Annotated in this window: 10 protein-coding genes; 6 read left to right on the plus strand and 4 right to left on the minus strand. The window is 64.4% G+C overall.

What is annotated here, in order from left to right; all coding sequences use genetic code 11:
• The first annotated feature begins 13 nt into the window (after nt 1–13).
• On the plus strand, nt 14–1,354 hold the full coding sequence (locus RFN28_RS29935; RefSeq protein ID WP_320290741.1) for an MATE family efflux transporter: 1,341 nt from the start codon (nt 14–16) through the stop codon (nt 1,352–1,354).
• Here the strand turns inward: RFN28_RS29935 and RFN28_RS29940 are convergent.
• Both RFN28_RS29940 and RFN28_RS29945 read right to left on the minus strand, forming a co-directional pair.
• Nucleotides 1,347–2,426, minus strand: coding sequence for a quinone-dependent dihydroorotate dehydrogenase (locus tag RFN28_RS29940; protein ID WP_320290742.1), 1,080 nt, complete (start codon nt 2,424–2,426; stop codon nt 1,347–1,349). The two genes, RFN28_RS29935 and RFN28_RS29940, sit on opposite strands and share 8 nt — an antisense overlap.
• Entirely contained in the window at nt 2,423–2,773 is a 351-nt protein-coding gene (locus RFN28_RS29945; RefSeq protein WP_320290743.1) for a DUF952 domain-containing protein, read from the minus strand. Before RFN28_RS29945 ends, RFN28_RS29940 begins: the two co-directional genes overlap by 4 nt.
• A 113-nt stretch (nt 2,774–2,886) precedes the next feature.
• Between RFN28_RS29945 and RFN28_RS29950 the strand changes: the two genes are divergently transcribed.
• The gene (locus RFN28_RS29950) at nt 2,887–3,324 is read left to right on the plus strand and encodes a hypothetical protein (RefSeq protein ID WP_320290744.1); all 438 of its coding nucleotides are present in this window, start codon (nt 2,887–2,889) and stop codon (nt 3,322–3,324) included.
• A 118-nt stretch (nt 3,325–3,442) separates the two neighbouring features.
• Nucleotides 3,443–4,102 (plus strand): response regulator transcription factor, encoded by a 660-nt coding sequence (locus RFN28_RS29955; protein WP_320290745.1) that lies wholly within the window; start codon nt 3,443–3,445, stop codon nt 4,100–4,102.
• Between the two features lie 137 nt (nt 4,103–4,239).
• Here RFN28_RS29955 and RFN28_RS29960 read toward each other — a convergent pair whose 3' ends face one another.
• Entirely contained in the window at nt 4,240–4,917 is a 678-nt protein-coding gene (locus RFN28_RS29960) for an O-methyltransferase (RefSeq protein WP_320290746.1), read from the minus strand.
• A 10-nt stretch (nt 4,918–4,927) separates the two neighbouring features.
• On the opposite strand from RFN28_RS29960, the gene RFN28_RS29965 reads away from it, so the two are divergent.
• Nucleotides 4,928–5,050, plus strand: a complete 123-nt coding sequence (locus RFN28_RS29965) for a hypothetical protein (protein WP_430679202.1) — start codon at nt 4,928–4,930, stop codon at nt 5,048–5,050.
• A 120-nt stretch (nt 5,051–5,170) separates the two neighbouring features.
• Here RFN28_RS29965 and RFN28_RS29970 read toward each other — a convergent pair whose 3' ends face one another.
• Entirely contained in the window at nt 5,171–8,656 is a 3,486-nt protein-coding gene (locus tag RFN28_RS29970; protein WP_320290747.1) for a PAS domain-containing hybrid sensor histidine kinase/response regulator, read from the minus strand.
• Nucleotides 8,657–8,900: 244 nt separating this feature from the next.
• On the opposite strand from RFN28_RS29970, the gene mscL reads away from it, so the two are divergent.
• Entirely contained in the window at nt 8,901–9,320 is a 420-nt protein-coding gene (gene mscL / locus RFN28_RS29975; protein WP_320290748.1) for a large conductance mechanosensitive channel protein MscL, read from the plus strand.
• A 102-nt stretch (nt 9,321–9,422) separates the two neighbouring features.
• A complete protein-coding gene (locus RFN28_RS29980; RefSeq protein ID WP_320290749.1) occupies nt 9,423–10,589 on the plus strand; it encodes a pyridoxal phosphate-dependent aminotransferase in 1,167 nt (388 codons plus the stop codon).
• The last annotated feature ends 142 nt before the right edge of the window (nt 10,590–10,731 follow it).

Here is a 10,731-nt window from a genome sequence, read left to right on the forward strand (position 1 = left end):
AAGGCAGCGATCCTTGGACAAGGGTGCGACCCAGATCAACGCCAGATCCTTCATCGTCACCAACCGCTCGGTGCTGGCGATCGCGGTGCCGATGACGCTCGCCTATCTGACGACGCCGCTGCTCGGCCTCGTCGACACGGCGGTGGTCGGCCAGTTCGGCGACGCGGCCCTTCTCGGCGGCCTGGCCGCAGGCGCGCTGGTCTTCGATGTCGTCTTCACCACCTTCAATTTCCTGCGCTCCGGCACCACCGGGCTGGTTGCGCAGGCTTTCGGGCGCGGCGATGCGCTGGAGGAACAGGCGGTCCTCTGGCGGGCCGTGCTGATCGCGATCGTCGCCGGCGTGGTGCTTGCAGCGCTTGCGCCGCTCTTTGCGGTGGGCGGTCAGTGGTTCATGGGCGCCGAGCCGCGCGTCGGCGCCGCGATGTCGGTCTATATCCGCATCAGGCTGCTCGCCGCACCCTTCTCGCTCATCAACTACGCCATACTGGGCTACGTGCTGGGGCGCGGCGAAGGCGGGCTGGGCCTGATGCTGCAGGCGGTGCTCAACGGCGTCAACATCCTGCTCTGTTTCCTCCTCGGCCTCGAGCTCGGCTGGGGCGTCGCCGGCGTTGCCTGGGCGACCGTCACCGGTGAGTTCCTGGCCATGCTGCTCGGCCTTGCCATCGTGCTTGCGCGGTTCCGCAAGTTGGAGCGGCCGTCGCGCCGGCGCATCCTCGATCTGCCGGCCTACCGGCGCATGCTGTCGCTCAACCGTGACATCATGATCCGCTCCTTCTCGCTGCTTGCCGCCTTCGCGCTGTTCACCCGGCAGGGCGCGCAGTTCGGCACGGTGACGCTCGCCGCCAACGCCGTGCTGATGAACTTCTTCCTCGTCGCCGGTTATTTCCTCGACGGCTTCGCCACCGCCGCCGAGCAATTGGCCGGCCGCGCCATCGGCGCGCATGCGGCAACCCCCTTCCGCCAGGCCGTGCGGCTGACGCTGATCTGGGGCTTTGGCCTGGCGGCCGTCGCCAGTCTTGTTCTGCTGACGGCCGGGGCCAATCTGGTGGCGCTGGTGACGACCTCTGCGGATGTCCGCGCGGCCGCCGACGCCTATCTGCCCTGGGCCGCGTTCACGGCGCTGAGCGGTGTGCTGGCTTTCCAGATGGACGGTGTCTTCATCGGCGCCACCTGGTCGCGCGACATGCGCAACATGATGCTTCTGTCCTTCCTGGCCTTCACCGCCGCTTTGATCACGCTGGCGCCCGCCTTCGGCAACAACGGCCTGTGGGCCGCGCTGCATGTCTTCCTGCTGGTGCGCGGATTGAGCCTGTTCACCGTGCTGCGGCTGAGGGCGAGAACCGCTTTTAGCTGAGAGACTTCGAGACCCAACGCTCACAGGCCGTGTCGCGCAACTCGCCGATCGAGCCGAGGCGTTCCCTCTCAGCGAAACGGGCCATGCCGCCAATGATGCGCCCCGGCAATGCCGGACCGGCATAGATCATACCGGTATAAAGCTGGAGGAGGTCGGCGCCGGCGCGGATCTTCTCCAGCGCCGTCTCGGTGGAATTGACGCCGCCAACGCCAATGATCGCTATTTTTGGGCCAAGCAGCTTGCGCATGCGGGCGAGGACCGCGGTCGAGCGCTCGAACAGCGGCTTGCCAGAGAGTCCGCCGGCCTCGCCAGCCAGACTAGTTGTGCGCAATCCCGTGCGCGACAGCGTCGTGTTGGAAACGATCACGCCGTCGATCTTCTTTTCGGCAATCTCGGCGGCGATGTCCTCCAGCTCGGCTTCGACAAGATCCGGCGCGATCTTGAGGAAGACAGGCGGCTGCGCCGAGGCCGTGGCGCGCGCCGCCATCACGCGCGACAACAGCTCGCCGAGTTGCTCGCGCGCCTGCATGTTGCGCAGACCGGGCGTATTGGGCGAGGAGATGTTGACCGTCAGATAGGAGGCATAAGGCGCGAAGCGGGCAACGCCGCGCTCATAGTCGCCAATGCGGTCGGCGCTGTCCTTGTTGGCGCCGATATTGACGCCGACGATGCCTGAGCGCCCCCTGCGCGCCGCAAGCCGCTTTTCGGCGGCAGCGTGGCCCTCATTGTTGAAGCCCAGCCGGTTGATCACCGCTTCGTCGGCGGTCAGCCGGAAGATGCGCGGCTTTGGGTTGCCCGGCTGCGGCAGCGGCGTGATCGTGCCGACTTCGGCGAAGCCGAAGCCGAGCCTGAGCAGCGCGTCCGGCACCTCTGCGTTCTTGTCGTAGCCTGCGGCCATGCCGAGTGGGTTCGGGAAGTCGAGGCCGCAAAGTCTGACCTTGAGCCGTGCATCGCGCGGGGGAAGCGAGACGACCGGCAGGCCGCATCTCAGCGCCGCGATGGAGAGGCCATGCGCGGTTTCCGGATCGAATGAGAAAAGCAGTTTCTGGCCGATCCGGTCGAGCACGGTCATTCGTCCTCCAGCTTGGGAAATTCATGCCGGCCATCCGCCCCGAGCGGCAGCGGCTTGACCCAGAGAACGGCATCGAGGCCGAGCGGAGCGTAGAGGTGCGGGAACAGCGCGCCGCCGCGCGACACCTCGTATTTCAAGGCTTCGCCGAGCTTTGCTTCGTCGATCGCGATCAAAAGCAGGTCCGCCTGGCCGGCGAAATGCTTGCCCGCCGTCTCGCGCACTTGGGCAGCGGTGGAGAAATGGATGAAGCCGTCGGCAATGTCGATCGCCGCTCCTTTGAAGCGGCCGTTCTGTTCCGCCTCGCGCCAGAGCGCCTCAGGCGCGATCTTGTAGATAATCTGAGACATTGTCGCGCTATAGTCCGAACCGCAGACATGGGGAAGGCTCGACCGCGACTCGTCCCCATTTCAGGCGCAAACCTGTGATATTGTTGCTCAACGGCTCATGGAGGATAAACAACATGCGTCTGCAACACATCCTGATCCCGGCGGCGCTTTGCTCGCTGGTCGCGGCTTCCGCTTCTTCCGAAGAGACGGACCGCTACCAGCTCGAAAAGTCTGCCAACGGCTATGTCCGCATGGACACCAGGACCGGCGCCATGTCGATCTGCGAGGAGCGCACCGGCCAGTTGGTCTGCAAGATGGCGACCGACGAGCGCGCAGCCTTCCAGGAAGAGATCGACCGACTGCAGAGCTCGGTCAAGGCGCTGGATGAGCGCGTCGCCAAGCTCGAGAATACTCCCTCCGCCCGGCTCGAATCCAACCTGCCCAGCGAGGAGGACTTCAATAAGACGATGAACTACATGGAGCGCTTCTTCCGCCGCTTCATGGACATCGTCAAGGACATGGACAAGGAAAACGGCGACGGCAGCGCGAAGCCCGACCCGCAAAAGACCTGAATCGCTCTGGGGAAACTCGGGCGCGGCCTTTGCCGCTTGAAAACCGGCCGCGCCGCCGCATAATTATTCCGATCCCGCAAGAAGCACATAATCACCGATGGGATCCGGGGAGGAATATTTGCCGCCGGGCCACACTTTCGTCATTGCCGACGACCATCCGCTTTTTCGCGGCGCCTTGAAGGAGGCGCTTGCCGGGATCGGCGACGTAGCAGTCATCCACGAAGCCGGCGATTTCGAAAGCGCCAAGGCGCTGGTCATCGCCAATGAAGATATCGACATGGTGCTGCTAGACCTTTCGATGCCGGGCGCCAGCGGCCTGTCGGGCCTTATCTCGCTGCGCGGCATCCATCCGTCGGTGCCGCTGGTGGTAGTGTCGGCGCATGACGATCCGGTGACCATCCGCCGCGCGCTCGATCTCGGCGCTTCCGGCTTCATTTCCAAATCGGCAAGCATGGAAGAAATCCGCGATGCCGTGCAGGCGGTGCTTGCCGGTGACATTGCCGCGCCCGCCGGCATCGAGCTCGGCGTCGAGCGCGATCCGGAAATCTCGGACCTGATCAAGCGCCTGCAGGCGCTGACGCCGCAGCAGACGCGCGTGCTCGGCATGCTGGCGGAAGGCCTGCTCAATAAGCAGATCGCCTACGAGCTCGGCGTCTCTGAGGCCACCATCAAGGCGCATGTCTCGGCCATATTGCAGAAGCTCGGCGTCGACAGCCGCACCCAGGCGGTCATCCAGCTCTCCAAGATCGGCAACGACCCGCTGCAGCCGGTGGGCTAAAGCGCGTCGCGATCTTTCAGATTCGCTCCATGCGCTTTAGTTTTTTGATTTTACGCATGTCTTTGTCCCGAAACCGGTTCCCACTTTCGGGAGACATGCTTTAGAACTCAAAATTTCCCCTCCGTTGCCGGGCTTGTTCAGCCGAGCCGCATCGACAGTTCGACATCGTCGCCGAACGGCGTCGACATGTAGCCGCCCGCCGGCGAGCGCACCCGCTGCAGATATTCGGGCGAGAAGTCGGCATTGTCGGCGATGACCAGCGCGCCAGGCCTGAGCCGGCTCTCTACCAGGCTTAAGATTTCCGGATAGAGCGCCTTGGCACCGTCGAGCAGCAGAAGGTCTATTCGGTCGGGCAGGTCGGCGGCGAGCGTCTCCAGCGCATCGCCCTCGCGGACCTCCACCAGGTCAATAAGGCCACCTTCCGCCAGATTGGCTTTGGCGCGCATCACCTTGGACGGCTCGAACTCCGTCGTGATCAGGCGACCGCCGCCATTGTCGCGCAGCGCCGCGGCAAGGTAGAGCGTCGAGATGCCGAACGAGGTGCCGAACTCGACGATGATGCGCGCTCCCGTGCTGCGCGCCAGCATGTAGAGCAGCGTGCCGGTCTCCGGCGAAACCGCGAGCCAGAGGTCCTTCAGGCTGCCGTAGAAATCGAGATATTCGGTCTTGCTGCCGAGCAGGCGCGCCCGTTCCTCGCGCGAGTACCGGGCTATAGCCGGGCTGGTCGCCGAGGCGGCTTCTTTGAACAGGCGGGCGAGGAGCGGCGCGAGCGCCGCCGCCTCGGAAGCTGTTCGTGCCAGGGCAGGCGAGCTCATCATCACGACGTTGGCGGCGGTAGGACCGGATTTCTCAGCCAGCCGGCGAACACCAGCTGAGATCGAAGCGTATTCGGACGCACTCGCCGATATGTTCTGCGCCTATCTCAAAAGCCTCGGCCATCAAGACTGAGATAAGCAGTTCATCGTTTCACGGAAACGCTGTACTGCTCTAACTATTTGTTTTTACGCAATTCCGGACGGAAAACCGTTACACACTTTTCCTGGAATTGCTCTAGACCGAGCCTCGACGTCACTCCGCCGCCGGCGCCAGCGCCCTCACCCTTGCCATCATCGAGCGCAGCACGGCCGGCTTCAGCGGCTTGTTGACCACCTGAATGTCGAGCTGACCTGCCGCAGCGCGCACCTCGCTGGAGCGGTCGGCGGTGACCAGCACGCAAGGCAGGTCCCGGCCGTAGGCGGCGCGCAGCCTGCCGATCGCGTCGAGACCGGTGCTGCCGTCGAGATGGTAGTCAGCAAGCACGACATCCGGCCTAACCGCGCCGGGCCTCAGCAAATCGCCCGATCCCGAAGCCGTCTCGACGCTGCAGCCCCAGCCTTCTAGCAGCAGCCGCATGCCGTCCAGGATGCGCGCGTCGTTGTCGATGCACAGCACATTGAGCCCGGCGAGCGACGAGGCGGCGCGCGCCGGCGCCTTCTCGACCTCGCGCCGGGGTGCCGCGACCGCCGCAACCGGCAGGATGACGGAAAAGCGCGTGCCCTTGCCGGGATCGGAGTAGATGCGGATCTCGAGCCTGAGAACCCTCGCAATGCGGTCGACGATCGAGAGGCCGAGGCCGAGGCCCTCGGCCTCGCGCGCGCCTTCGTCCAGCCGGGTGAATTCGTGGAAGACGGTGTTCAGCTTATCGCCGGCAATGCCGATGCCGGTGTCGATCACCTGGATTTCCGCCAGTTCGCCGCGCCGCCGCACTCCGACCAGGATGCGGCCCTCGCGCGTGTATTTGATGGCGTTGGAAACGAGGTTCTGGATCAGCCGTCGCAGAAGGTTGCGGTCGGTCATGACGCCGAGCGACGACGGCATGATCTTCAGGCCGAGCATCTTTCTGGCGGCAAGCGGCCGGAAATCGTTGCCGATCTGGCTGAGCAGCCCGCCGAGGCTGAAGGCGGTGTCCTCGGGCTTCAATGCGCCCGCATCGAGCCGCGAGATGTCGAGCACCGCGCCGAGGATGGTCTCGACCGACTCGAGCGAAGATTCGATGTTGATGGCGGCCTTGCCGGCCGGCCCCTTGCCGGCCTTCTCGATCAGCGAGGAGCAGTAGAGCCGGGCGGCGTTGAGCGGCTGCAGGATGTCGTGGCCGGCGGCGGCGAGGAAGCGCGTCTTGCTGAGATTTGCCTCCTCGGCCAGCATCTGCGCCTGCGCCAGCTCCTCGTTGACGCGGGTGAGCTCGGCGGTCCGGCTCCTGACCCGCTGTTCCAGCGATTCATTGGCACGCTTCAGCGCCAGGTCCTGCTCGACGCGGCCGGAAATGTCGGCATAGGTGGCGACGATGCCGCCGTCGGGCATCGGGTTGGAGCGCAGCTCCAGGATGCGGCCGCTGGTCTTGAGCTCCATCTGCCAGGGGCTGACGAAGCTGGTCAGCCGGTTGAGCATCGTCACCCGCTGGTCGGCGGGAATGTCTCCGCGCTCGGCGAGGTGGCGCAGGATCTGGTCGAGCGAGACGCCGACCTGGCCCATCTCGTCCGGCAGGTCGAACAGCGCCCGGTATTGCCGGTTCCAGCAGATCAGCCGGAAATCCCGGTCGAAGACGGTGATGCCCTGTTCCATCTGGTCGAGCGCGATCTGCAAAAGGTCGCGATTGTGCTGCAGCGCCTCGGTGGCATCGTCGAGCAGCTTGAAGGCATCCTTGGAATCGCGGTCGTTGCGGCGGAAGAGCAGCGACAGGATCAGCCGCGCCGAGGACGAGCCAACGGCGCTCGCCAGCAATTGCTCCGAGAAGCGGATGACGTCCATGCTGGCCTGTTCCTTGCCGTGCAGGGAGACGGCGGCGTTCTTCTCGAAGGACTGGAAGGAACGCTCGGTGCGCTCGACGCCGAGATAGCGGGAGATCGTGTCCTTGAGGTCGTTGACGGTGACGGCGGTGCGGAAGCGCCGGAGACTGGGCATCGGGCCTGCCTCGCGCGGCACGAAGATCGCCGCCTGGATGCGCTCCAGCGGGATCGAGGCGCGGGAGAGCGAGCCCAGCACGAAGAACAGTGTGTTGACCGAGAGACTCCACAGCACGCCGTGGTTCAGCGGCTCGCCGACGGTGCCGAACAGCGCCTGAGGTCTCAGCGCCTCGAAGCCGAACAGGCCATGGACGACAAAGTCGGAGCCGGGACCGACAAGCGAAGGCAGCAGCAGCGTGTAACCCCAGACCGCAATGCCGGCGACCATGCCGAGCGCGGCGCCCCGGCCGTTGGCGCGGCGCCAGATCAGCCCGCCGATCAGCGCCGGCGCGAATTGGGCGATCGCGGCAAACGACATCAACCCGATCGAGGACAGCCGCGCGCTGTTGGTGCTCTCGCGATAGTAGAGGAAGGCGATGAACAGCATGATGAAGATCGACGCCCGCCTGACGTTGAGGATCAGCGTCGACCAGTCCTCATTCTGCGAAGACGTGGTCTTGAGCAGCCGGCGCACGAACAGCGGGATGACGAGGTCGTTGGAGATCATGATCGACAGCGCTACGCTCTCAACGATGACCATGGCGGTCGCCGCCGACAGACCGCCGATGAAAGCGGCCATGGCCAGCACGTCGTGGCCACTGAACAGCGGCAGCGACAGCACGTAAAGGTCGCTGCTGGTCCTTGTGCCGACCAGCGACAGGCCGGCAAAGGCGATCGGCAGCACGAACAGGTTGATCGCCACGAGATAGAGCGGGAACAGCCAGGTCGCGGTGCGCAGCTCCGCCTCGCTGCGGTTCTCGACGATGGTCACGTAGAACTGGCGTGGCAGCAGCAGGATGGCGAAGCCGCTCAAGGTTGTCAGCACCAGCCAGGTGGCCAAGGAGGTGTTGTAGCCCATGGCCCGGCGCACCTGGCCGTTGCCTGCGAGCGCCGTCATCATGTCGCCCGGGCCGCCGAAGATGAGAAAAGTCACCATCAGGCCGATGGCAAGGAAAGCGGCGAGCTTGACCACGGTCTCGACCGCCACTGCGAGCACCAGTCCATCCTGATGCTCGGTGGCGTCGGCGTGGCGCGTGCCGAAGAGAACGGCAAACAGCGCCAGCAGCATCGCCACCACCAGCGAGATGTCGCTGACGAACGGATCGAAGGAAGGCGGTGAGCCGGTATAGTGCTCGATCATCAGGCTGACCGAACCGGAGATCGCCTTGAGCTGCAGCGCCATATAGGGCACGGCGCCGATCGTCGCGATCAGCGTCGCGATCGCCGCGACGGTGAAACTCTTGCCGTAGCGGGCGCCGAGGAAGTCGGCGATCGAGGTGATCTTCTCGCTCTTGGCCAGCTTTACGATGCGGTTGAGCAGCGGGAAGCCGAAGACGAAGACCAGCACTGGGCCAGTGTAGATACCGAGGAATTCGAGGCCGCGCTCGGAGGAAAGGCCGACCGAGCCGAAGAAGGTCCAGGAGGTGCAGTAGATGGCGAGGCTGAGCGCGTAGATGAAGGGCCGTGCCCGTCCGAGCCCGGCCGCCACCGAGCGCCGGTCGCCGAAGCTCGCTATGGCGAAAAGCAGCGTCACATAGGCGATGGCGATTATGACGACGAACCAGCCTTGCACGGTTCGAACTTCCTCCCTGACCGGTTCCTCATCCGGTCAGGAAACGCAATCACAGCTTGAGGCCCAAGTCCATCGCGGCTTTCGACGCATATGTGGCTGATGCAGAAACACAACCCGGATAAACGCAAACCGGTGGCTTTTCCCTTTTTCCGGTTTTGCAACCGGGGCGTTTTGTTATTGTGGGACTTGCGTCGGCGCCGGAGGGCAAAGGGCGGCAGCACGACACCATGGCAAGGAGGGTCGAATGCTGAAAGAATTTCAGGAATTCATTTCCAAGGGCAATGTGATGGACTTGGCCGTCGGTGTCATCATCGGCGCCGCCTTCAGCAAGATCGTCGATTCGCTGGTCAACGACATCATCATGCCATTTATCGGCGCGCTCGGAGGTGTCGACTTTTCTAACTATTTTATTGGCCTTTCTCACAATGTGACTGCAACGAACCTGGCCGACGCGCGCAAGCAAGGCGCAGTCTTCGCGTACGGCAACTTCATCACAGTGGCGCTGAATTTCCTCATCCTTGCCTTCATTATCTTCCTGATGGTCAAGGCCGTGAATAATTTGCGCAAGCGGCTTGAGACCGAGAAGCCCGCGCCTGCCGCCGCGACGCCGCCGGCGGATGTCCAGCTTCTGACCGAAATCCGCGACCTGCTCGCCAAGAAGTAACCTGGGACGGACACTCTGGACCAAAACCCCGGCCGCTCGCGGCCGGGGTTTTTCATTTCGCTATCTGGTAAGAGCGCTGAAAAGACGACCACGGATTTGTCCATGACCTTGATTCAGTCGCTGCGCACTGAGGCCCTTGCCGCCCCCGAAAGCGGCATCGTCGCCGTCGTCAACCACGGCCGCTTGCGCGAAGGCCTGATCCCGCTCTGGGCCGGCGAGGGCGATTTGCCGACGCCCGCCTTCATCAGCGATGCCGCCGCCCAGGGGCTCGCCAACGGCGAGACCTTCTACACTTGGCAGAAGGGCATTCCCGAGCTCAGGCAAGCGCTTGCCCGCTACTACGGCAGGCATTTCGGCAAGCGCTTCGCCGAGGAAGAGTTCATCGTCACCGGCTCCGGCATGCATGCCATCCAGCTCGCCATCGACGCGCTCGCCGGCCGCGGCGACGAGGTAATCTACCTCTCGCCGGCCTGGCCGAATTTCGCCGCCGCCGCCGGTGTTGCTGGTGCTACGCCCGTGCCGGTCGTGCTCGACCAGTCCGGCAATGGCTGGTCCTGCGATGTCGACAAGATCGCTTCGGCAATCACGCCGCGGACCAAGGCGCTGTTCATCAACACGCCGTCCAACCCGACCGGCTGGACCGCCGACAGGGAAACGCTCAAAGCGATCCTCGATCTCGCCCGCGCCCGCAATCTCTGGATCATCGCCGACGAAATCTATTCGCTGTTCCACTACGGCCATGGCCGGGCGCCGTCCTTCATCGACGTGATGGCCGATGAGGATCGCATCCTCTTCGTCAACAGCTTCTCCAAGAACTGGGCGATGACCGGCTGGCGCGTCGGCTGGATCAAGACGCATCCGTCCCTGCAGCAGGTGTTCGAGAACCTGATCCAATATTCGACCTCGGGCGTCGCCCATTTCATGCAGCGCGGCGCAGTCGCAGCTCTCGACGAGGGCGACGGCTTCATCGAGAGCCAAGTCGAGCGGGCGCGGGCGGCAAGGGACCTCGTCTGCGATATCCTGGGCGCCACCGGCAGGGCGCGCTTCACCGTGCCGCAAGGCGCGTTCTACCTGCTCTTCACTGTCGACGGCATCACCGATTCCCGCACCGCCGCCTTCGACATCGTCGACAACGCCAATGTCGGCCTGGCGCCGGGCACCGCCTTCGGCCCCGGCGGCGAAGCCTTCCTCAGGCTATGCTTCCACCGCCGTCTCGATCAGCTCGAGGAAGCGGCAAATCGCCTGGCGAAATGGATGAAGGCGGTGTGAGGCAAGGCGAGTTCAGCCGCCTGACTTCGGCACCAAGAGCGGAACGATGCGATCGCTCTCGGCGACGGCAGGGCGGCCTGCTGCGCCGTAGGGGATGCCGAGTGCATCCCAGGTCTCGACCAGCGCGTCCTGCAGCTCGGCG

The sequence above is a fragment of the Mesorhizobium album genome (assembly GCF_033977205.1).
Classification (GTDB): Bacteria; Pseudomonadota; Alphaproteobacteria; order Rhizobiales; family Rhizobiaceae; genus Mesorhizobium; species Mesorhizobium album.

Excerpts from the sequence above, each read along its gene's own strand:
- RFN28_RS29940 (WP_320290742.1), bottom strand. The coding sequence starts at position 2,426 with ATGACCGTGCTCGACCGGATCGGCCAGAAACTGCTTTTCTCATTCGAT.
- RFN28_RS29945 (WP_320290743.1), bottom strand. The coding sequence starts at position 2,773 with ATGTCTCAGATTATCTACAAGATCGCGCCTGAGGCGCTCTGGCGCGAG.
- RFN28_RS29950 (WP_320290744.1), top strand. The coding sequence starts at position 2,887 with ATGCGTCTGCAACACATCCTGATCCCGGCGGCGCTTTGCTCGCTGGTC.
- RFN28_RS29960 (WP_320290746.1), bottom strand. The coding sequence starts at position 4,917 with ATGAGCTCGCCTGCCCTGGCACGAACAGCTTCCGAGGCGGCGGCGCTC.
- mscL (WP_320290748.1), top strand. The coding sequence starts at position 8,901 with ATGCTGAAAGAATTTCAGGAATTCATTTCCAAGGGCAATGTGATGGAC.
- RFN28_RS29980 (WP_320290749.1), top strand. The coding sequence starts at position 9,423 with ATGACCTTGATTCAGTCGCTGCGCACTGAGGCCCTTGCCGCCCCCGAA.